The sequence below is a fragment of the Streptosporangium sp. NPDC006007 genome, from assembly GCF_040614315.1.
Classification (GTDB): Bacteria; Actinomycetota; Actinomycetes; order Streptosporangiales; family Streptosporangiaceae; genus Streptosporangium.
This window is the reverse complement of sequence record NZ_JBEXUG010000010.1, coordinates 30759-51912: the sequence shown is the minus strand read 5'-3', so window position 1 is coordinate 51912 and position 21154 is coordinate 30759. Positions and strand designations below refer to the sequence as shown.

Annotated in this window: 16 protein-coding genes and 1 tRNA gene; 8 read left to right on the top strand and 9 right to left on the bottom strand. The window is 63.6% G+C overall.

The genetic code is table 11. The features are described 5' to 3' along the window. Positions 1 to 404 precede the first annotated feature (404 nt). Positions 405 to 2855 carry a tetratricopeptide repeat protein gene (locus ABZ194_RS10770; protein ID WP_355594676.1) on the bottom strand — a complete coding sequence of 817 codons (2451 nt, stop codon included), beginning with the start codon at positions 2853 to 2855 and terminating at the stop codon, positions 405 to 407. A gap of 1648 nt (positions 2856 to 4503) precedes the next feature. Between ABZ194_RS10770 and ABZ194_RS10765 the strand changes: the two genes are divergently transcribed. Then, positions 4504 to 5868, top strand: coding sequence for a hypothetical protein (locus ABZ194_RS10765; RefSeq protein ID WP_355594674.1), 1365 nt, complete (start codon positions 4504 to 4506; stop codon positions 5866 to 5868). A gap of 52 nt (positions 5869 to 5920) precedes the next feature. On the opposite strand, the gene ABZ194_RS10760 is transcribed toward ABZ194_RS10765, so the two are convergent. The 3 genes from ABZ194_RS10760 to ABZ194_RS10750 form a co-directional block, all read right to left on the bottom strand. Continuing rightward, positions 5921 to 6931, bottom strand: coding sequence for a hypothetical protein (locus tag ABZ194_RS10760; protein WP_355594672.1), 1011 nt, complete (start codon positions 6929 to 6931; stop codon positions 5921 to 5923). Between the two features lie 423 nt (positions 6932 to 7354). Continuing rightward, entirely contained in the window at positions 7355 to 8068 is a 714-nt protein-coding gene (locus tag ABZ194_RS10755; protein ID WP_355594670.1) for a creatininase family protein, read from the bottom strand. Then, complete coding sequence (locus ABZ194_RS10750) at positions 8065 to 9396, bottom strand: helix-turn-helix domain-containing protein (protein ID WP_355594668.1); 1332 nt, start codon at positions 9394 to 9396, stop codon at positions 8065 to 8067. The genes ABZ194_RS10755 and ABZ194_RS10750 overlap by 4 nt, the downstream gene beginning before the upstream one ends. Before the next feature lie 310 nt (positions 9397 to 9706). Here ABZ194_RS10750 and ABZ194_RS10745 point away from each other — a divergent pair, with 310 nt between their 5' ends. The 4 genes from ABZ194_RS10745 to ABZ194_RS10730 all read left to right on the top strand — a co-directional run bounded on the left by ABZ194_RS10745 (position 9707) and on the right by ABZ194_RS10730 (position 11825). Next, positions 9707 to 10084, top strand: a complete 378-nt coding sequence (locus ABZ194_RS10745) for a hypothetical protein (protein WP_355594666.1) — start codon at positions 9707 to 9709, stop codon at positions 10082 to 10084. Between the two features lie 53 nt (positions 10085 to 10137). After that, a complete protein-coding gene (locus ABZ194_RS10740; RefSeq protein WP_355594664.1) occupies positions 10138 to 10368 on the top strand; it encodes a hypothetical protein in 231 nt (76 codons plus the stop codon). A gap of 181 nt (positions 10369 to 10549) precedes the next feature. After that, positions 10550 to 11281 (top strand): GntR family transcriptional regulator, encoded by a 732-nt coding sequence (locus ABZ194_RS10735; RefSeq protein WP_355594662.1) that lies wholly within the window; start codon positions 10550 to 10552, stop codon positions 11279 to 11281. 136 nt (positions 11282 to 11417) lie between these two features. After that, on the top strand, positions 11418 to 11825 hold the full coding sequence (locus ABZ194_RS10730; protein WP_355594660.1) for a plasmid replication, integration and excision activator: 408 nt from the start codon (positions 11418 to 11420) through the stop codon (positions 11823 to 11825). Positions 11826 to 12056: 231 nt separating this feature from the next. On the opposite strand, the gene ABZ194_RS10725 is transcribed toward ABZ194_RS10730, so the two are convergent. Continuing rightward, a tRNA-Tyr gene (locus ABZ194_RS10725) sits at positions 12057 to 12141 on the bottom strand. Positions 12142 to 12580: 439 nt separating this feature from the next. On the opposite strand from ABZ194_RS10725, the gene ABZ194_RS10720 reads away from it, so the two are divergent. Further along, entirely contained in the window at positions 12581 to 13075 is a 495-nt protein-coding gene (locus tag ABZ194_RS10720) for a YajQ family cyclic di-GMP-binding protein (RefSeq protein ID WP_355594658.1), read from the top strand. 385 nt (positions 13076 to 13460) lie between these two features. Here the strand turns inward: ABZ194_RS10720 and ABZ194_RS10715 are convergent, their stop codons facing one another. Continuing rightward, positions 13461 to 14306: an alpha/beta hydrolase gene (locus ABZ194_RS10715; RefSeq protein ID WP_355594656.1), complete on the bottom strand. Its 846-nt coding sequence runs from the start codon at positions 14304 to 14306 to the stop codon at positions 13461 to 13463. A gap of 345 nt (positions 14307 to 14651) precedes the next feature. Here ABZ194_RS10715 and ABZ194_RS10710 point away from each other — a divergent pair, with 345 nt between their 5' ends. Both ABZ194_RS10710 and ABZ194_RS10705 read left to right on the top strand, forming a co-directional pair. Next, complete coding sequence (locus ABZ194_RS10710; protein ID WP_355594654.1) at positions 14652 to 15662, top strand: hypothetical protein; 1011 nt, start codon at positions 14652 to 14654, stop codon at positions 15660 to 15662. A gap of 21 nt (positions 15663 to 15683) precedes the next feature. Continuing rightward, the gene (locus tag ABZ194_RS10705; protein ID WP_355594653.1) at positions 15684 to 16259 is read left to right on the top strand and encodes a pyridoxamine 5'-phosphate oxidase family protein; all 576 of its coding nucleotides are present in this window, start codon (positions 15684 to 15686) and stop codon (positions 16257 to 16259) included. A 117-nt stretch (positions 16260 to 16376) separates the two neighbouring features. Here ABZ194_RS10705 and htpX read toward each other — a convergent pair whose 3' ends face one another. The 3 genes from htpX to ABZ194_RS10690 form a co-directional block, all read right to left on the bottom strand. Next, complete coding sequence (gene htpX / locus ABZ194_RS10700; protein WP_355594650.1) at positions 16377 to 17228, bottom strand: zinc metalloprotease HtpX; 852 nt, start codon at positions 17226 to 17228, stop codon at positions 16377 to 16379. Positions 17229 to 17316: 88 nt separating this feature from the next. Further along, positions 17317 to 19350, bottom strand: coding sequence for a proton-conducting transporter membrane subunit (locus ABZ194_RS10695; protein ID WP_355594648.1), 2034 nt, complete (start codon positions 19348 to 19350; stop codon positions 17317 to 17319). Continuing rightward, positions 19347 to 20975 carry an NADH-quinone oxidoreductase subunit M gene (locus ABZ194_RS10690; RefSeq protein WP_355594646.1) on the bottom strand — a complete coding sequence of 543 codons (1629 nt, stop codon included), beginning with the start codon at positions 20973 to 20975 and terminating at the stop codon, positions 19347 to 19349. The genes ABZ194_RS10695 and ABZ194_RS10690 overlap by 4 nt, the downstream gene beginning before the upstream one ends. Positions 20976 to 21154 lie beyond the last annotated feature (179 nt).

The following is a 21154-nucleotide window of genomic DNA, read 5'->3' as shown; positions in this document are numbered from 1 at the left end:
GGCCTCTTTCTGCTGGGGTGGAAGGTGCAGGACTTGAACCTGCGTAGGCTGAGCCGACGGTTTTACAGAACGTGACCATTGCTCTGGCTACACTGCCTTTGACCTGGCATGCAGCACGTTCAGGACCTAACTACCACCATAATCATTGCACACATATTACACGTCATAGCAGGGCTGCCAAAGGTCCATCAGTGATCGATCTACTCCCTCCGCTCCCGCGGCAGATCATCACCGAATCCGAGAGCAATGTTCAGCAACTCTCGAAGGTTGAAGCGGTTCATGTTAGACGACCTCAGTATCCTGACGGAGGAACTGGAAGGATTTCTCCAACACCTACGTTTCGCAGGTTGTGAGCCGCTTCAGGGTGCTGTGCAGTTTCAGAAACTCTATGGCATGTTCTTAGATCATTCCTCTAGGGTGATCCCGAAACAACGCAATCTACTAGCCTCATCGTGATCACCCTGCTTGCCCAAGAAGTCGATCAGCCGACTGGCAGCATAGGTCTCACCAGCGTTGACTTGCTCGTGAAGAATTGTCAATGCTTCATCGCCTTGGCCATTCTCTGTTAGCACGTCGACCAGCTTCCAGGCGATGCTAGCGTCACCGATATCGTATTGAGTGCGGAGAAGTTTTAGTGCTTCGTTGCGCTGGCCTTGCCCGACTAGTAGGTCGGCCAGGCTCCAAACGACAGGGACATTTCCAGCATCGTATTGAGCTCGGAGGAACGCTAGCGCTTCGTCGTGACGGCCTTGCTCAGCCAGTAGGTCGGCCAGCCGTCCGGCGGCTGACGCGTTGCCAGCTTCAGCCCAAGCACGAAGTTCGTCGTGTCGGCCATGTTCGGCCAGCAGATCGGCTAACCGCCAGGATGCGAGAGAGTCACCGGCATCGGCTTGTGCGAGTAAGAATGCCATTGCCTCGTCGTGATGGCCCTGTTCGTTCAACAAGTTGATCAATCGCCCAATGGCATAGGAACTGCCAGCTTCAGCCCGGGCGCGAAGTTCGTCGTGGTGACCTTCTTCGACCAACAAGTTAGCCAGTCGAATACCAGCATAGAGATCGTCGACATCAGATTGTGCATGTAGAACCTTTAGTGCTTCATCGGGCTTACCTTGCTCTACCAGCATGTCGGCTAGTTTCCAGGCGACATAAAGGTCACCAGCATCAAATTGAGTTCGTAGGAACTGTAGTGCTTCGTCGTCATGGCCCTGCTTGACCAGCACATTGGCTAGCCGCCAGGCAACGTGAGCGCCGCCAGCATCGACGTGTGCGCGTAGGAACTGTAGTGCTTCGTCGTCATGACCATCCATGGCCAGTATGTCGGCTAATCGCCATGCGGCCGGCGTATCACCAGCTTCGGCGCGAGTGCGGAGTTCTTCATTGCGCCCTTGCTCAACTAACAGATCAGCTAGAATATTGGCCGCCTCAAAAACGTTTGCGTCTGCGGCTTTTTGGAGCAGAGGTTCGGCATACCGGTACAACAACCGGTCGCGGGCAGCTCTGCCAACACGTTCTTGGTCGCCGCGATCCATCAAGTGGTCAGCCAGAGCCTGCCAACAGGTGGCCGGGATGCTGATTCTGTGGCGTTTGGCTGCGGCGTGCTGTTGCAAGTAGTCCGCGACCTGGTACCCCTCGATCTGGCCCATAGCGCCTGGAGCGGCGACAGGAGCCAGGGCAGCTGCGGCACCGCGCAGCGTCTGGGTAGCGTAGGCCAAGGCAGCTTCGAACCAGTTAGATGGGGCAGTTGCGCGCTGACGGGCATCGCAGTAGCCCGGAGCAGCCAGACGCAAAAACTCGGTGCTCAGCGGAGAGGTTACTCCCAGGCGGGTGGCATCGATGGCTGCATTGAGCACTGCGGCCGCATAAGGATCGGCGGCCTCCCAACAGTGCACTAATTGCGGAGCGGCGGCAATCACCTGGGTCAACCCATAGTCGCCAGACTTCAGCGCCAGTGCAATACGCCAATCCCCCGCATCCGCAGCTGCGCGGGCACGGTCATGCTCTCGGATGGAAAAACGGTCACTCAGCCGGACAACGTCGGCTAAGCCGAGCAACTCGCGCTCGCCGACATACAGGTCAGTGCCCTGCCCTGGGAAAGGTAGAGCGGTGTAGGTGGCATATCGTTCAGGCCAGATCGTAGCTACCACAATCGCGCCGGCACCAAGAAGAGCACGCATGGTGCCCGCATCCAGCTTATCTGGGCCACCTAAATAATTCTGGAGCTCATCAAGCCACACCACCAACCGCGTTGGTGCAGTTGCAGCCGCTTGGCGCACCTGCTCAGGCCCGGTCGGGTGCAGCAGCCACCAGGCGGGCACGACGACCTGCAGAGCCTCGAAAGCACAGCGGGTCTTGCCCACTGAGGAGGAGCCGACCAATACCACCATTCCCCCCCGCTGGGCGGCCTGGCGGATGAGGGCGCGCACTCCATGCGGGTTGGTGTCAGTGTCCCGTTCGACGTAGGCCGGAAGATCGCCAGTAGCGCCCAGAGCATTGATTGCCGCATGTACTCCCAGTCGCCGCGGATCAGCTTGAGCCACCCGTATCGCCCCATCCAAACCCAGTGGGGAAGCAGTCAAGGTACGTTCGCGAGCTGCCCGCCAGTTCACCCACTGACCGCGCGGGACCTCACAGGCACGCAAGAAAAGCTCCAGGGTTTCGGCCGTACATCGACCAGTTGTAAGCAGGCCACCGATGGTGCTGCGTGGTAACCGCTCTGGCCGCACCGCCCTATCCAAGGCGGCATAGGAGCGGTCCGCTCGTAGCACAGCCAGTGCGCTAGCCAGTTCGGTGGCGGTGTGCACCTGGGCCGGATCTGGCACCGGCCCGCGCGAAACGGTCGGCGACAGGAACGACATCGAAGCTTCCCTTCACACAGGCCCGCTAGCAAGCCGAGGGGTCCGGCCAGTGGTTCGGACAGCGCCGAACACTGTGGTACCCGGCACCGGCCCCGCAAGCCACTGCTGTTCAGCCTGCCTCACTGAAGGACAAGCCGCACGAATTCCTCCGAGCAAGTCCGCATCAGATGCCGGACCCTGTAGGCCAAAGCTGACATTGACCTCACCTGGTCGGGAACTCCACCGCCCATACCGAAAGGTCGTGACAGCATGCAACCTACCGAGTGGATCCCATTGGCGGTCGCCGTCATCAACCTAGCCTCGGCCCTGTCAGCCTGGGCCACCGCCCGCCACCAGAGACCCCCTGACGCTGGCGACGAAGGCACATCCACTCACCGGTGCCCTGACACCTCAACCGACGGATGAGCGGGAACGATCACCACCTCAACCGGTAATGCCAGGTGAACCGCGCCGGGGCACACCATAGCCTCCACGAAACCCGGCGCGGTTCAAGACCGGTCACCCGGCCTAGCGGTTTTCAAGAGGGCTACGTTCCAAGCGGAGATAGGGCCTCTCACCAGGGCAAGAGCACCTTTGCCCGTCTCGACCACCGAAGACCATCCCGCGCATATCCCGCTATTCTGGATCGATAGCAACTTCGATCTGTCGGAGAAATCCTTCGACCTCATCGCGTCCAACTATCACTGCCCGGGTTAGACAAGTCCCGTCCCATCCTTGATCGCGCAGACCGCGCCGCACCTCAGAGATCCGAGGTGAAATGCCCACATGTACAGGGGTATCGATTGACATTGGCCGTGCCAAGATGACTGCCTGGCCGCCATCTCCCCGCTCCATATGTGCAACGAGAAACGCTCGGTCTACACGGATAGGAGCAGCGGACTCTTCTCCTAAGAGCAAATCTATCGACACCACATCCATGCTCGGATCAGTAGGTATATCTATGGTAGGTCGCTGCCGCACCTGCTCTTGATAGCCGACACGTAATTCACTCCGGGGCACAGTAATACGCATTGCATGTAACCACCCAGAGGCAATCTCTGAATGGTTCTTCACCACACCGAAGTAGGGCGAAGTGTGTTCCTCTAGGCGCTTCTGCCCTTCCTTTAATACCGAAAAATGCCATTGACCTGACTCATGAAAGGAGGTCTTAATCTGACGCCCTCCCTCGCGGTGTGAAACGTATACGTCACCTTTCCCTTTGGCTGTCTGGGCGGACCAAGACGATCCCATCCAATCCCCATCCCGTACTCGGAATCTGACCTGCGATCCAGGGCTAAGAATCATTCTTTTCACTACCTCCTTGCATCCAGCCGAGCGCGACTACTTGTCTCGGGCCATCATCAGGTGGGTCTCGATAGTTCAGTGGCTCCTTCGATGGGAGTCGTACCATGATGAGCGTCACGACCGCTAGTTCCTTGTGTTAGACTACTCGGGTGCTTCGGTTAGCTACGGGCGCCGAAGGCAGGAAATGCGGGTCGGCTGGAGCTGGCTGTCAGCAAGTCATCAACGGTGTTTGCTGATAGGGCGGGTTCGATTCCCGTATGTGCGGCAAATGACCGCGCTACACCCCGGCGGTCTCCCCCCGTTCGACGAGGAGACCGTTGTGTCTATGAAAACTACGCCGATAATCACAGCTGGATAGCGTTAGATGGACGGAACCTGCCAACTCACTCGCAGTCAATTTGTGGCTATCCAGTTTCCAATCGTTGATCTCAGACTACTTCTTAGTTCTGATACTGGCCGTCTCAATCGCCCAAGTTGGCCGGATCCAGATTTAGGCAGAGAGTTCCTTCGTGGTGTCGGTGTCATTCAGCCGCTGGTCGATATTAACGAACCCCGAGCATGGCGCGGACAACAATCTTTCATTGATGCTTCCTCGCTTATCCGGTTCCCGCCAGCTTGGCACGAGCGCTCACCGTTATGGATAAAGCCAATCTATCGCCGCCTTCTCTGTATGAATACAACATGGAGAGCAGAAATCGGCGTTGTTACAAAATGGAAGCCAGGGGTCGGACCTCGAACAATTAATGCTCTGGCGAATAAGATCCTTGAGCTCCCATTGCGTATATCGGGGCACGAAAAGTCGGTGCTTGATTTCGACCAGTTGCTGACAGCAGACTTGTTAAGTAGAACAACTAGTACGAGCCATGCGAGCATGAGTTGGTGGATGTCATCCGGGCTCCCCTTGCTCCTAATCGATGAACTCGACACACGGCGAAATAAAATAGTCTTTTCCACTATACCGATAATCGCCCGGAACCGGCCTGTTCCTACTTTCGTCATTCGCCGGCGCGAATATCACGTTGAGCAAGCGCGTTATATTCGTGGTGAACTAAGCCGCACCTACCACCAGCTAGAGACGCTCCGGCTAATCCTTCGCGCTTGGCGCATCCATCGAGATACTCTCAACGTTAGGCTAGTGCGCGACTTACTGGCATCGGAACTGAAGCGAATGTCTCGACGTAGTCGAAACAGCCATCTTCAGCCAAATCTGATTGGAATAACTGCCGCAACGGTTGAATTTCCAACAGATGATCTAGCGGCTATGCGAAAGGATTTGCGGCAAGAAAGCAAAGGACTAGTACGGCGACTCGACGAATTTACTAAAGTCTTAGAAAACAAGAATAATTCTTCAAGTTACACGATCCAGCTAGGGAGGCTAGTAGTGAACAGTGGCGACAATTTCACGTTCAACGATCGGGCGGCGGGAGTTTTTGGGCGCAATAGTGCCGTTCAAGGCAACTCATTCGTAGCTGGCGATAATGCCACCGTTCCATCGGCAGAACTAGGCAGTCTGCTGTCTGCTATCGCTGCGCTCAAGCCCGAACTCGACCCTGATTCGTCCAATGATATCGAAGTGGCCAGTGCTGAAATCGTCGAGGCAGATGATCCCAGCAAAATAAGAACCGCTCTACAGAAGATTGCAGGAATAGCGACGATGGCGGGAACTGCTGGAACAGCGGTGATAGAAGCGGTTAAGTTGCTGGCGGCCTCTCTGGAGATCGGCTCATAAAGGGTATAAATCGCATACGAGCTAGAGCGCTCAATTAGCGGCAAGGCTGCGCCTAAATTGAGGGAGGAACTATGAACTGCTTCAGCTGTGCCGCATAGAGGGGGCTTGGTGACGTACAGAGCTTCTCAGAAAGAAGTGTGCCGGCCAAACAGCGAACCTCATTGATTTCCTCCTCGCCAACACTTCTATCTTCGCCATGCGCCAATCTGCAGCGACGCCCATAGATTCGCTTGACAAATTTTGCGCATCTACCAATGGGGATCTCTAGCATCTCGCTTAGAACTTCGGGGATATCCTTTCTCTTATTGAGAGACTCAGCCACTAGCCATAAACTAAGGTACTTCACTACCAGATCGCTTTGAGCGTCTGCGAGCTGCCACCACTGACACGCAATACGAAATTGAGCGCGTTTGCCTTCGTCGAGAGCAATCCACCTGTCGATTAGTGGTTCCATAGCCTGAACTACTTCACTACCATGGGCCCCTTGCATGTCAAGTTGAGGCTCCCATGAAAGCGAACTAGAGGCGAGCGACCTGTTCCAATGCCAGTCTTCGAAAATCTCGCCGGTTTCTTCCACAAGTGGCACAGCCGCGACCCTGGGCCCTAGGGCGAACTGCAATAGTGTCAACATGCTTGACGTTATTGTCCGTCCTTCACTTAGGATATTTTCAGGATCGACAGATTCAGTTCGAACGAGAATTTCCACAAAAGATATAGATGGCACTACCTCTTGCCAAGCTTTGAAGTCTATTTCATAAATACCTTCGCCTTTGAAATTGATACTAGACTCATTCTGAGTCCGATGTACTTTCTGGGGAAGTACCCAGTGGCCATGGGCCTTCATTGGAATAGCATTGGGTAGAGTAACTCCACCTGTGTCAACGTCTCCCACGGCAATTCGGATCCGCATATTATTGGAGCCCATAATAACTTCGGGATGTGTGATCCAAGCTAAACAGCGGCAGACGACTCGATAGCCTGGATGGCCTTTCCCCGCAGGATGATTTTCGTCTGAGTTTTGCCAACCACTCATACGTAGAACGTCTAAACCATCAAATTCCATAAACATAGGATACGTGAAAAGTAGCTATCAGACCCGCAGATTGTGGATAGTGCTATGGGTGCAGGGCCAAGCTTCGATCCCGAGTCATAGGTGCTCAGTGAGCCGGGGCTGAGGTACGAAGTCCCGGATCGTCGATCGCCCCCGACCCTGAGCGAAGATCAGCCACTTTCTGGCGATCGTCAGAGCGAAATAGGTGCGGCGGCGTGTTCCAGGTGCGGCGCGGACGTTGAGTACCGCAGATGCGTGGTGCGGTGGGCGGCCCGGGTTCCCGCCGCCGGCCGGGACCGGCCCCCAGGCCGCATGCCCGGTCGGCGGGCGGGCGGCGGGCCGCAGTACGGCGGCGGGCACGCCGCCGCTTGATACTCATAAGAACAATTCGGCAGTGTCCGCGCTACGTGATCGTGATCGCGTCAAGCACGGTGCTCAGAGCTTGGTGAGCAGGTTCATCACGTCGGCGAAGCTGCTGGTCAGGGAGTCGAGGACGGCCTTGCCTTTTTCGGCAGTGGCCAACGATGGGCGGCCGATGACCCCGGTTTCGGTGTAGGCCTGCATGCCCTCGGTCAGCAGGTGGCGGCGGTCGTCGGCGAGGTGGTCGGCGTCCTGGTAGCCGGGGCGGATCACTTCGGGGCAGGCGTGCAGCAGGATGGAGGTCTCGATCTCTCCGGCGTGCATGTCCTCGTGTGTGGAACTGGCCAGCTCGGCGGCGGAGCGGGCGGCCTGCCAGTCGTCTCGGGTGGGGAACAGCGCCATCGCGCGGCCTTCGGCGCTTGCCTCTTGGATCACGTTGCTCAGCACGTAGTTGCCGCCGTGGGCGTTGACCACCACCAGGGCGCGGGGGCCGGTGCGGGTGATGGAGTCGTAGATGTCAGTTATGACGGCGTGCAGGGTGCGGGCGGAGATGCTGACGGTGCCGGGCCAGGCGCTGTGCTCGTGGGAGCAGGAGATCGTGATCGGGGGCAGCAGCAGGACGGGGTAGGCCTCGGCGATCCGCCGGGCGATGAGGGTGGCAATGATGGTGTCGGTGCTGAGCGGCAGGTGGTCGCCGTGCTGTTCGAAGCTGCCGACGGGCAGGACGGCGACGGGGGCGTTGCGGTGGCGTTCCTCGGTGGTGGTCGCGGTGGGCAGCGCGTTGATCACCGTTCTCCTTCTGGTGGCCGGGGTGCTGGCGGATAGAAGGACTCTGAGAGGAGGTCGAGTCTGGTGAGCAAGTCTGCCACGGGCCGGTCCGTCGACCACCGAGTCAACTGGGTCCGGAGTGCGGTGAGCTGGCCGGCCACCCGGCTGGATCGCAGGGCTTGGATGCGCGGGATGGCCTCCTCGGTGACCGTGCATGCCTGGTCGCGCTCGCCTGCCATGGCGTAGGCGGTGGCCATGCGGGTCAGGAACAGGGCGTGGTCGCGGGCCTGGCTGGAGGGCGCCCATTGGGAGCGGCTGGCCTCGAAGATCGGGATTGCGGTGGTGGCCTGGCCGAGCAGGAGCCGGGTGGCGCCGGTCTCCATGGCGACGTAGGCGGGCGTGCAGTACGGCGCGCGGTCGCTGTCGGTCTGGATCATTCCGGCGGTGGCCTCGATGAGGGCGGTCTCCGAATCACGAGCGGAGTCCGCGGCTTCTCCGAGATAGGCGTTCGCTATGGCTCGGGTCCGTAGGACAACAGCCCGTAGGCGGGAGGTGAGGGCGTCGGGGTTGGCCAGGGCGGCGTTGGCCAGGCCGAGACCGTGGCCGTGGTCGCCGGCCTCGATGGCGATGGCGCTTTTGCGCATGAGCACATAGGAGATGATCCGCTGATCGCCCAGCTCCATTGCGTAGTCCAGGGCTTTGTTGGTCCATATCGTGGCCTGGGTGAAGTCGCCGAGATCCTGGTGGAGCCAGCCGTAGAATTCCAGCAGTTCGCTGGCGAAGTTCAATGCCTCGGCGCGGTCGGCTCCGCGCGTCACTCGGCAGACCTGCCCGATGAGAGGGATCTGGCTTTTGACGGCGTTGATCAGCAGGGGCGGCCCCATGATGGCCTCGGCCTGGATGTGGCCGCTGAGAACGTGACGCAGGCCGGAGATGACGGGGCGGCTGGATGCGCCGGTCAGGCTGATGAGGTACGTCGTCGGCAGGCCTGCTTCCGGCGGTGTGACCTGGCTGGATGATGCGCGTTCCGGCCTGAGGTCTGGCTTCGGAAGAGGGTTTCGGGGGGCCAGGCCGAGGGTCATGCGGGCCGGGTCGGGCATGTTCAGCCCTTCAGCGATGCGTTCGATGACCTCGAACGAGGTGACCTGGACGGCCCCTTTCATGATCTCGCTGACCTTGCCCTGGCTGAGGTTCACCGCGACGCCGATGCGGGTCTGACTGGCTCCGGCGTGCTGGCGGATGAGCCGGAAGAGTTGCCCGATATTCCGAGTTCGGAGGCTTTCCAGGATTTCGGGGCGTTGCCATAGTTCCGGCAAGATAACGACTGGTTCAGTCGCATCTGCGGGCATATGACATATCTCCTAGATGTCTTCGCTTCCGGATATTCAACCGTTGCCGTTGGGCGGTTATCCCGTCAAGGGATATCGGCCATTCTGCCGAAGGATTCCGGGCCGGGATGGGCTGCATCGACGCAGGTGAAGAACCTTGACTCATGATTGCCGAGGGGAAACCGACGGGCCGGGGGTGCCAGACCTGCCACGGTCGCGGCTGGCGGTGGGTTCGCCGCAACCGCGCCGAGGTGGCGCTCCATCTTGATGGGCAGGCCGTGACGCTGGTCCGGGTCGAGTGCCTGGACTGTTCTGCTGTGGATGAGGCGGCGTGATGCATATGTGGGAGCTTCCGCCCGTCAGGCCGAACCACATCAGGCCGGACACGGTGATCAGCGCGGTCGAGGCGGCGCAGCGGTTACAGCAGGAGTTGGCGGGCCTGGGGATCGACTCCGATGTGCACGACGGGTACGGCCTCGCCCTGGTGTCGGTCTGGTCGGGGTTGGTGGTGTGGACCGACGGCCGCGTGTTTCGCTGGAAGTCCGGCCAGGACGCCTCCGGCAGGCCGGCGCGGGATGGGCTGGGGTGGGACGCCTACAGCCCGGCCGATGATCCGGTGAGTACGGCGCGGCGGGTGGCCGCCCGATATGCCGAGTTACGCCGGATGGCCCCGCCGCCCGTGGTGCCGACCGACTGGGCTCCGCAGTGATCGCGGCAGCCGGGTGCCTGAGTCCGCACGTGGCGATGCCTCTTCGTGATCACATGAAGTTGGTGTGGCGCACGCCGTACCAGGGGGTGGCGCGCCTGCGGGTGATCGCCTGGACCTGTGACTGCTGTTCCACCCTTTATGAGCTGTGCCATGCCGGAGGGCAGGCGTTCATTCGCCGCACGCACCGCTTCAACGGTGCCCGGCAGGTGCATGAGACCTATCGCTGGCCGATCCGTAAGGGCGACGGCGTATGGAGGGCGTTGCTCTCCGGGGAGGTCCGATAGGAAACGGCGCGGCGGGGTGGGGTCCCTCGGGTCTGGAGGGGGCCGGGGAGCGTTACCCCCATCCCGTCGCGCCACCGAGCCTGTCACGGGGTGATGGGTTTCTGTCGGTGAATGCCTTCGCATCTTTAACCTGCACTGATAGCCTGCTTGGCTAGACAGGCATGTTGAATGTGAGGCTTTAATGTCATTTGAATACACGCCTCCCAAGTACGCGCAGTTGATCGCCGAACTGGAACGGCGCATCGACTCGGGCGAGTACCCGGCGGGCTCGCTGCTGCCCAGCGAACACACTCTCATGGCCGAGTTCGGCATGGCCCGGCCCACCGTGGTCAAAGCCCTTGGCGTCCTGCGTGACCAGGGGTGGATCGTCACCCAGCAGGGCAAGGGCCGCTTCGTCCGAGGCCGCCCCTCGATCCCCACCGGCCAGCAACCCCGAACGGGCCGCGAACTCCTCGACCGGACAGAGACCCAGGCCTCAAGCAAGCTGCTCACGGCCGGACCGATCGAGGCCCCCAACCGCATCGCGGCCTACCTCGGCATCGAACCGAAGGCCTCGGTTGTTGGCCGCCGGGTCCTCATCGAGCGCGACGGCGAACCGAGCGAGATCTCCTCCACCTGGGTGGCGGCCGACGTCGGCGAAGGCACGGCCCTGGCCGAAGGCGCCGACCTGCGTCAGGGGGTGCGGCGGTATGTGGAGAGCGCGGCCGGCGTCTCCCTGGACCACATCATCGAGCACGTCACCGCCCGCAACCCCACCCCCGACGAGCGCAAGCTCCTGGACGTGAAAAGCTCGGCCGCGCTGCTGAGCGTCTACGCCGTCGCCTGCGACGCCACGGGCAAGGCGTGGGTCGTGGTGGAGACCGTTCTTCCCGGCGATCGTCATGAGCTGGAGGACGCGTACCCGATCCGGTAGCCACAACCGGTAGCTCCAACTTTTCTCACGAAGCTCGCTTGGTGTACTTGACTAACCAAGCGAGCTTCGTGCTTAATGAAGTCACAACTTGGCCAGTCAAGCAGACTGGCTACTCAAGAAGAGGAGGTGTTGCCCTATGGCCATCCAGGGCCCGATCTCGATCGGCTTCGACCAGGTCTTCCCGCACGGCTGCTACCTGGTGGGGGAGGTGCAGCAGGTCAAGGACTTCGACGCCTCGACGGCCACGCGAGTGGTCTACGCCAAGGACAAGACCACCGGCCTGCCCGTCTGGCAGGTCTCCGTGGTCGACGCCGACCCCGAGGCCAAGGCCTCCCAGAAGTCGGTCACCGTCAAGATCCTCACTGAAGTCCAGCCGGTTCCCCCGCCGCCGCTGCCGGGCCTGCCGTTCACCCCGGTGGAGTTCGACGCCATGACCGTTAGGGCGGGGCATGGTGTGGACGTCCTGTTGCGGGTCTACGCCAAGTGCCTCGACGGGCACAAGGAGATCGCCAACAGGCGGATCAGCGAAGCGCTGACCATGTGAAAGGCACGCCGTACGATCAGGGTCCCGGACTCCCCCGGGGCCCTTCGGCGTTTCCGGACCGGTCCGCACTCACCCGCCCCTGGAAGCCGGGCTTGACCTGGGGAAACGCTGTCAAGATCATTGCGCGTATATTGCGCGAGCACCGACACACAGGCGCTCAGGGCGGCATACGGCCGCATGACCCCGAAACGCAAAAGAGGCCCCGAAGGGCCTCTGAGCTGCCGTTTTTGCTGGTGGCAGGTGCAGGACTTGAACCTGCGTAGGCTGAGCCGACGGTTTTACAGACCGCTCCCTTTGACCACTCGGGCAACCTGCCGCGCCATCCGCTCGAAGCGGTGACAGGAAGAAGAATAGCGGACTTCCGGGTGTGACGTGACATCGGCGGAGGCGGCCTGCGAACAGGCCGTGGGGCCGGGGATTCGCGGCCTGCGCCTCGGTCCTCACGGTGCTTCTGTGAGAGGGAAGACCTGTGGGGCCGGGGGTTTTGAGAGCGGAGAACCGGGGTTTCAGCCTCGCGGGTGGGGGCCGGCACGATGGTTGAAACAGACAGACGTGATCATCGTTCCACGCCGGACGCACGGGGCCGCGAAGGTCGGCGCGCGGGATGACGAAGGCCGGCGTGTGTGCCGGTGGAGATTCGAAATGACTCCCGCCCTTCTTTGACACCGTCGTCTGGGTGTTGGCGGTCACGTTCATCCTGTGCCGACAGGCGAAGCGCTAGGGTCGACAAGAGAGCTAGAGAGGATAGTCGACGCATGGCCGACAGCAGTTTTGACATCGTCAGCAAGATCGACCACCAGGAGGCCGACAACGCGCTGAACCAGACGGTCAAGGAGGTCGGGCACCGATTCGACTTCAAGGGCACCGGCGCGAGCATTGCCTGGTCGGGGGGGCAGAAGGCCGTCGAGATCAGAGCCAACAGCGAGGAACGCGCCAACGCCGTCCTTGACGTGTTCAAGGACAAGCTGATCAAGCGGGGTCTCTCGCTCAAAGTCCTGGACGCGGATGAGCCCAAGCTGTCCGGCAAGGAGTACCGCCTCGTGGTCACCCTCAAGGAGGGCATCGACCAGGAGAACGCCAGGAAGATCTCGAAGATCATCAGGGACGAGGGCCCCAAGGGGGTCAAGGCTCAGATTCAGGGTGAGGAGCTGCGGGTGAGCTCCAAGAAGAGGGACGAGCTCCAGGAGGTCATCGCCCTGCTCAAGGGTAAGGACCTGGAGATCGCCCTTCAGTTCACGAACTACCGCTAGCCCCGCGTGACCCCGTTTCATCTGGGACGACTACCCGCAGTGCTGGATCTTACATAGTGTCCAACCTGTGACAACGTCGCATGTGCGGAAAGCGAGGCCGGCGAACAGGCCACGGAGGCATCAGACCATCCCTGGCGAACGCGCGGTCGAGGCTCCGAGCTTGCGGTTTCAGGGGTATCTCGGCGCGGAGGGCATATCCGGGGCACATGGTCGAAGGCGTCTGCCTTCGCCTGTGTCCCGGCCACTCCCGCGGTCTCCACGGCGTTTGTCGGTAACGGAAGCGCCCCTCCACGGGGGATCCCGGCCTGCCGCGGGTTGTCGGCCGTTCATCTTCTGACCTTCGAGCGCTCTTCGAGGCCGTTCTCCGCGTGCTCGAAGAGGTCGGCTACCGGAGCCCGAGCAGGAAGTCGCCGACCGCTGACCGAAAGCCGTCCGGATCCTCGATCCACGGTAGGTGCCCGGCCCCGTTGAGCGTGACCCGGGATGCCAGAGGCAGGGCCCGTTCCAGCGAATCCACCGACCGGCGAGGGCGGATGTCCTCTGCCCCGTCCACGATCAGTACTGGGACGTTCAGCGCCTCGCACCGCGCCCGCAGCTTCGGCGTGCCCCAGTGACGCCTGTCCTCGGCGTTGAGGGCGGCGTTGCACTCGAAGTTGACGCCGAGCCATGGAGTGGCCATGCGCTCGGCGTGCTCCAGCGCTCGGTCCCGGTCGGCGAAGTCGACCGACCATTGCAGCACCGAGAACTCCCGGTCCTCGGCGTCCGTGCGCTCACGCTCCCGCAGTGTCTCCCAGCGCCTCAGGTGGTCACCCAGCCTGCTCCGGAGATTACGTGCGTACTCGCCGTGCCAGTCGGCGTCGCGATCGATCCCCGTTCCTGAGACGTAGACCAGCCCGCTGACGCGCTCGGGATGGTCCAACGCGTACCGCAACGTCAGCTGTGCGCCCCATGAATGTCCCAGTAACGTCATCCTCTCCAAACCGAAATGCCGGCGGACGGCGTCCAGGTCCGCCAGCGACCGGGCAACCGAGTACGGCCCGCACCGCTGGGAACGGCCGCAGCCCCGCTGGTCCCAGCGGTGTACGGTCGCCACTCCGGCAAGCAGCCCGGCCACTTCCCCCAGGGTGTCCCACAGGCCGGGACCGCCGTGGCAGAAGACCACGGAGTGACCCTCGCCGCCGCGGATCGCCCAGAGCCGGACGCCGTCCTCCGTCCACACCGTCTCGTCCATGTCAGTCAGTCTGGGTCACAGGCGGCGGTGGCTTGGCCAATGATCAAAAGATCGTTATCGGATGTTCTCTCCGCCCGTTTCAGGCACGCGGGCGGCCGATGTCTCCCCCCCCCGCGAGTCGGGGCGGCGAGCCTGAAGCGCGGGCGAGGTGTCCGGTCGGCGGCCGGCTTCTCGGGGTGGTTCCGCAGGACCGCTGGACGACGATGCCAAGTGCACCGATCACCTTCAATGGGATACGGCCTTCCTTATGACAGCAGAAAGGCTGTATCTCATTGGGTGTGGCTGATTCGTGATGCAACCTTTCATACCGGAGCCGCATCTATCCAGGTGACGAAAGGAATCTCGATGATCCCCCCACGTGGATTCGCAGCACTCGCGCTCGCCGCCGCGGCGGCCACCGCCGTGACCATGACCGTGACCCCGGCGGAGGCGAAGACGGGAGCCGCATCCGACGACTCGGTGCGGTACGCATGGATCAAGAGCTGCGCCAAGAAGGACGACAGGATTCCCTGTGGCAAGTGGACTCTGACGCTGCGCAGCGGCAAGTCCGTCAAGCTGGCCGACGCGCGGATCCACCCCCGCCAGGCCAACGGAAAGGTGGACAGGGAGATCACCACCATGTTCGCGATCAGCGGCAACGGCCGGTTCGTGAACTACTTCAGGGGCGACAAGCTGGTCGTCCGCGACGTGAACAGCGGAAAGGTCCGCCCACTTCCCGGCAAGGCCGCCACCCTGCCCAAGGGGATCGGCCAGAACGACCTGGACACCATGTTCTCCCCCGACGGCTCGATCGTCGTGGTCGACTACTTCGACAGCGCGGAGAAGCTGCCGAGCCTGGTGGCGAACCTCAAGACCGGTAAGACCATCAAGCTGCCGTCGAAGAACAACGTGCTGAGCTTCAGCCCCGATGGGCGGCACATGCTCACCGGCCGGTTCACGGACGACAACATCACCGAGTTCGCGGTCTTCGACGCCGACGGCCGGCAGACCGCGAGCCAGATCGTCCCGCAGATCGTCTCCAACAACTCGCCGGTCGCTCTGGCCGACGACGGGTCCACGGTGGCGCTGATCATCACGGGCCCGTCGAACAAGCCTCGTCTGCGCACCTACGACCTGACGTCGGACACCGTCTCCGAGGCGATTCGGCTCGGCATCCCCAAGAACGAGAACGCGCAGCGGCTCTACTGGGACCCGGCGGGCACGCTCACCCTCTGGACGGGCCGGGACAGCGGCGACGAGAACAACCCCACCTCCGCGGTGAAGCGGACGGTGAACGCCGAGACCGGATCCACTCGCAAGCTGGACTCCTTCAAGATCAGGAGCGACCCGTGGACCTGGTGGCTGCCCGGCGAGTGACAACCACTTATCGTCCCCTTTATGGGGAAAATTCATGACAAGATCAATGACCGGCTGCGTGAGTTCATCGAGGCGCAGCCGGTCTACTTCGTCGCGACCGCTCCCGAGCAGGGCGGGCACGTCAACGTCTCCCCCAAGGGGTACCCCGACACCTTCGCCGTTCTCGACGACACCACGGTGGCCTACCTCGACCTGGACGGCAGCGGTGTCGAGACCATTTCCCACGTCCGCCAGAACGGTCGTATCACGATCATGTTCTGTGCCTTCTCCGGTCCCCCCAACATCCTCCGTCTGTACGGCACCGGCCGGGTCCTCGTCCCGGAGAGCCCCGGCTTCACCGAACTGATCAAGAGGTTCGGCCCGCACCCCGGAGTCCGGTCGATCATCGTCGTCGACTGTGATCGCATCTCCGACTCCTGCGGCTTCTCGGTGCCGTTCATGTCCTTCGACAGGGACCGGCCCCTGCTCGACGAGTGGGCGGAACGTAAGGACGTCCAGCAGAGGCGGGCCTACCGCGCCAAGAACAACCGGGAGAGCGTCGACGGCGTCCCCGGACTCCTTCCCGAGGAGACCGACCCGGTCACCCAACGTTCCTGACGGCGGCCCCGACTCTCGTCGCCTCTCACCTCGGCCGGTTGGTGACAGGCGCGCCCGGATGAGTCACCGGCCTGCCCGGGTGCCCCGCCGGAGCGCCTCGTCAACGTGGGCGCCTCGTCAACGGCGGTAGCCGGCCATCCTTTCCAGCCGGGCGACGCGGTCGGCGGTCGGCGGGTGTGTGGAGAACAACCTGCCGAGTCCCGCCCCCCGGAAAGGGTTGGCGATCATGAGATGGGCGGTGGAGACGATGCGGGCGTTCTCCGGGAGCGGCAACTGCCGGGCACCCATCTCTATCTTCCGCAGCGCGGAGGCGAGAGCCAGCGGGTCACCGGTCAGCCGCGCCCCGGACTCGTCCGCCTGATACTCGCGGGAGCGGGAGACAGCCATCTGGATCATCCCGGCGGCGACCGGGCCGAGCACCATCATGAGCAGGGCACCGATGAAGCCCGGACCCTCGTCATCGTCTCCCCCGCTGAAGAACAGGCCGACGTAACCGAGATAAGTGATCATCGTGGCGAGCGCGCCCACCACCGACGAGACCAGAATGTCCCGGTTGTAGACGTGGGACAGCTCGTGGCCGACAACCCCGCGCAGCTCGGACTCGTCGAGGAGCTGGGTGATGCCGTAGGTGACGCAGATCGCGGCGTTGCGAGGGTTCCGGCCGGTGGCGAAGGCGTTGGGCTGCATGGTCGGCGAGACGTACAACCGGGGCATCGGCTGGCGGGCCTCAGTGGAGAGCTCACGCACGATCCGGTAGAGGACCGGTTGCTCGACCTCTCCCACCGGCCGGGCGCGCATCGCGGACAGGGCGATCCGGTCGGAGAAGAGGTAGGCGGCGCCGTTGGTCGCCAGGGCGACCAGAACCGCGATCTGCACCCCGGTGCCACCGCCCAGCCACGCCCCCGCCGCGACGATCATCGCGGACAGCGCGCCGAGGAGGACCGCGGTACGCAGACCGTTGTGGTGCACTGCCCCCCCTGTCGGTTGATGCCGGGCCGGTTGATGCCGGTTCACCAGTGCCAACGACTCCGGCCAGGTCTAACGTTCCCGGGAGTGTTCAGCCCGGCGCGACGAAGGTCGTCGGCAGCGGGCCGAGCACGGTCTGCGGGGCGACGGAGAACACCACCGCGATGACCACTGCCAGTGTGATCGCGACGGCCACCGGTACCCACCCGGTACGGTCACCGTCCGTCTCGGGGATCACAGCCGCGCCACTCTCCACCGAGACCCCTGCCGAGACCCCCGCCGAGACCAAGGCTGGGGACGGGGCTGGGGCCGAGGTGGAGACGGGAGTCGGGGACGGGGTGGGGCCGGGGGCTGAGGATGTGCCCGAGCTGGGGCCCGGGGTGAGGATTCGCGTGGTCCACACGACGTAGTAGTAGAGACCGATGACGGTGTTGACGGCCATCACCGCGGCCGGCCAGACTCCACCACCGTCGACGAGCTCCCGGAACACCACGATCTTGGCGAACATCCCGGCCAGTCCCGGCGGCAGACCGGCCAGGCAGATGAGGAAGAAGGCCAGCGCGAGTCCGGCCGCCGGACTGCGGAACGCCAGTCCCCGGTAGTCGTCCAGCTCGTTGCGGGGACGACGCCGCGACACCAGCATGACCACGGCGAACGCCCCCAGGTTCATCGCCGCGTAGAACACCAGGTAGGCGATCGACGCGCTCATCGTCTCGTCGTCGTGGACCCCGAGGGGGGCGAGAATGTAACCCGACTGGGCGACCGAGGACCAGGCGAGCAGACGTACGGCGTGGCGCTGGCGCAGGGCCAGGAGGTTGCCGACCGTCATGGTCAGCGCCGCGATGATCGCGATCAGCGGGACCCAGGTGTCCGCCCGGCTTCGGAGGGCCAGAACCAGGATGAGGATCAGCCCGGCGAACCCGGCCGCCTTGGAGATCACTGAGAGCAGCGCCGCGACCGGGACCGGAGCCCCCTGGTAGACGTCGCCCGCCCACGCGTGGAACGGCACCGCCGCGACCTTGAAGGCGAATCCGGCGAGCACCAGAACAATGGCCACGGTGAGCACGGGAGACAGATCAGGGGGGATCTGGAGCGGGGGGGCGTGGGCGCCAAGGGACGCTCCGGCACCGGAGGACACCGGGGTGACTGAGCCGGGGCCTCCGGTGGACCCGGCGATGTGCCAGGACAGGCTCCGGGCCAGCCGATCGAGGTAGACGGTCCCGGTCGCGCCGTACAGCAGGGAGACCCCGAAAAGCATCACCGCCGTGGAGACCACGGAGACCAGGAAAAGCTTGACCGCCGCCTCCGAACTCCGGCCGTCGTAGCGTTTGAGCGCGGTAAGCGCGAAGACCGGCAGCGAGACCAGCTCCAAGGCCACCACCAGCATGACCAGATCTCGGGAGGCGGGGAGGGCGACGGCGCCGGCCAGCGTGCACAGCAGCAGGAAGTACCACTCGCCGACGGGGATCTCTCCCAAGGAGAGCTCCGCCATCGACAGCAGCACCACGATGACGCCGGCGGCCAGCGCGAGCCCGGCGAAGACCAGGGTGAAGTGGTCGACCACGAACGAGCACAGAACCGCGTCGCCGCCACCCGGCCCGGATCCCGGGGCCGCTCCGGACTCCGAGCCGAAGAGGGGCGCGGCGCCCGACCGAGCCACCTCAGGGGGCAGGCCGGAGAAGAGCACCGAGAACGGACCGGGGACGATCGTCGAGGTCGGGCCGGAGGCCACTTCGGATACCGAACCGAGGGCGATCGCGGAGACCGGGCCGGGAGTCACCCCAGGGGGCGGGCCGGAGAAGATCATTGAGGTCGGGCCAGGGGTCACTCCGAGGGGTGGGGCGGGGACGGCTCCGGGAGGGAGGCCGAGCGTGCCGAGGCCGGTGGTGGCGGGGCTCCGTAACCCGCCGGGGACGCAGAAGGTCCGCATCGGCCCTTGGAGACGCAACGCCTGTGAGAGCACCACCCCCAGGGCACCGAGCACCCCGGCCAGGGTGACCGCGCCGAGCAGGGGGCGGACATACGGCCTGCGCGGCAGGAAGGCGTCCAGGAGCAGCACGAGCCCGGCGGTGAGCACGAGAAGCAGCAGCGGCGCGACCGCGTAGTAGTCGATCGACTGGATCACGGCGCCCCCACGAAGGTCTGGACCACAGGGCCGGTGAGGGACAGCAGCGCCTTCGGCCAGAGGCCGAACAGCAGGATCAGACCGATCAGCGGCACCCAGGCGGCCAGTTCGTAACCGGCGACGTCTCTCATGCGCTCTCTCATGTGCTCGCTCCGGCTCCTCGCGACGACCGTCGTCCGGTCCTCTCCGCCTCCCTCGCCTGCCATGGTGAGGACGGGGGCGTAGACGGTCTCGGTGTGCCTGCCGTGGGTGACACGGGAGAGCATGACCAGGAAGTAGGCGGCGGTCAGGACGGTGCCGAGACCACCGACGGCCATGAAGGTCAGGTAGAGCGGGCGAGGCAGGCCCGGAGCCGGGTCGAACGCGCCGAGGAGGGCGAGCATCTCCCCCCAGAAGCCCGCCAGACCAGGCAGCCCGAGGGACGCGACGCAGGCGAAGGTGAGCAGGGAGCCGAGGTGCGGCAGCCGCGACAGCATGCCACCGCCGAGCGCCGGTATGCCGGAGGTGCCGTAGCGCTCCTTGATCGCTCCGACCACGAAGAAGAGCAGCGCGGTGATCAGACCGTGGGCGATGTTGCCGAACAGGGCGGCGTTGACGCCGACCGGGGTGAGCGTGGCGAAACCCAGGAGCACGAAGCCCATGTGCCCGATCGAGGAGTAGGCGATCATCCGCTTGAGGTCGCGCTGGGCAAGGCAGGCGAGGGAGCCGTAGACGATGCCGATCACCGCGAAGGTCCCGAGCCAGGGGGCCACGGCGGCGGCCCCCTCCGGCAGGATGGGGATGGCGATGCGGGCGAAGCCGTAGGTGCCCATCTTGAGCAGGACGCCCGCCAGGAGCACCGAGCCGACGGTGGGCGCCTCGGTGTGAGCGGCGGGCAGCCACGTGTGCAACGGCCACATCGGGGTCTTGACCGCCAGGCCGACGCCGACGGCCACGAAGGCCGCGATCTGCACCGGGCCGGCCATCCCCGCCCCGTGGGAGCGGGCGAGGGTCACCATGTCCAGGGTGCCGGTCTGTGCCCAGATGAACAGCAGTCCGAGCAGGAGGACGACCGAGCCGAGCAAGGTGTAGAGGATGAACTTGATCGCCGCCGCCCGCCTGGCGCGCCCGCCCCAGACGGCGATCACGAAGTACATCGGGATGAGGACGACCTCGAAGAACAGGAAGAACAGCAGCAGGTCGAGCGCGAGGAACGTGCCGATCATGCCGGTTTCGAGGATGAGCAGTGTGAACACCAGGGCTCGGGGACGGCCGCCTCCGGGCTCGGGGCAGAGCAGTTGCCCGGGTCCGTCGGCACGCCCCCAGCAGAGGTAGACGAAACAGAGGAAGGTCAGCAGTGTGGTCAGCACGACCAGCGGCAGCGAGATCCCGTCCACGCCGAGATGGAACCTGATGTCCAGTCCGGGGACCCAGGCCAGGTCCGTCGAGAACCGCATCCCGGCCGTGTCGCCGTAGCCGAACCCGGCGACCGGCACCAGGGAGAGCCCGAACGTGACCCCGGACACCGCGAGACCGTGTGCCCGGAGCAGGCGTCCCGCGGCGGCGGCGCCCATCCGGAACGGCATGAGCAGCACGGCGGCTCCGGTCAGCGGCACCCCGAGCAGCGCGATCAGCACCCAGTTCACGGCTGGACCACCCCGTCCCGGGTGGAGGCCGGGCTTCGACCGTCGTAGCCGGGCGCCGGGATCCGGATCTCGGCTGTCCGCGCGCCACCACCTGGGTGAGCATGGGGAGCCGACGGGACGACGCGCATTCTCCCGGGGATCGTTCCCTGAAGGGTTGGGACGAGGCGGGTTGTCTGAGA

Excerpts from the sequence above, each read along its gene's own strand:
- ABZ194_RS10705 (WP_355594653.1), top strand. The coding sequence starts at position 15,684 with ATGGGGAAAATTCATGACAAGATCAATGACCGGCTGCGTGAGTTCATC.
- ABZ194_RS10720 (WP_355594658.1), top strand. The coding sequence starts at position 12,581 with ATGGCCGACAGCAGTTTTGACATCGTCAGCAAGATCGACCACCAGGAG.
- ABZ194_RS10710 (WP_355594654.1), top strand. The coding sequence starts at position 14,652 with ATGATCCCCCCACGTGGATTCGCAGCACTCGCGCTCGCCGCCGCGGCG.
- ABZ194_RS10770 (WP_355594676.1), bottom strand. The coding sequence starts at position 2,855 with ATGTCGTTCCTGTCGCCGACCGTTTCGCGCGGGCCGGTGCCAGATCCG.
- ABZ194_RS10765 (WP_355594674.1), top strand. The coding sequence starts at position 4,504 with ATGGACGGAACCTGCCAACTCACTCGCAGTCAATTTGTGGCTATCCAG.
- ABZ194_RS10750 (WP_355594668.1), bottom strand. The coding sequence starts at position 9,396 with ATGCCCGCAGATGCGACTGAACCAGTCGTTATCTTGCCGGAACTATGG.
- ABZ194_RS10760 (WP_355594672.1), bottom strand. The coding sequence starts at position 6,931 with ATGGAATTTGATGGTTTAGACGTTCTACGTATGAGTGGTTGGCAAAAC.
- ABZ194_RS10730 (WP_355594660.1), top strand. The coding sequence starts at position 11,418 with ATGGCCATCCAGGGCCCGATCTCGATCGGCTTCGACCAGGTCTTCCCG.
- ABZ194_RS10715 (WP_355594656.1), bottom strand. The coding sequence starts at position 14,306 with ATGGACGAGACGGTGTGGACGGAGGACGGCGTCCGGCTCTGGGCGATC.
- ABZ194_RS10740 (WP_355594664.1), top strand. The coding sequence starts at position 10,138 with ATGAAGTTGGTGTGGCGCACGCCGTACCAGGGGGTGGCGCGCCTGCGG.
- ABZ194_RS10735 (WP_355594662.1), top strand. The coding sequence starts at position 10,550 with ATGTCATTTGAATACACGCCTCCCAAGTACGCGCAGTTGATCGCCGAA.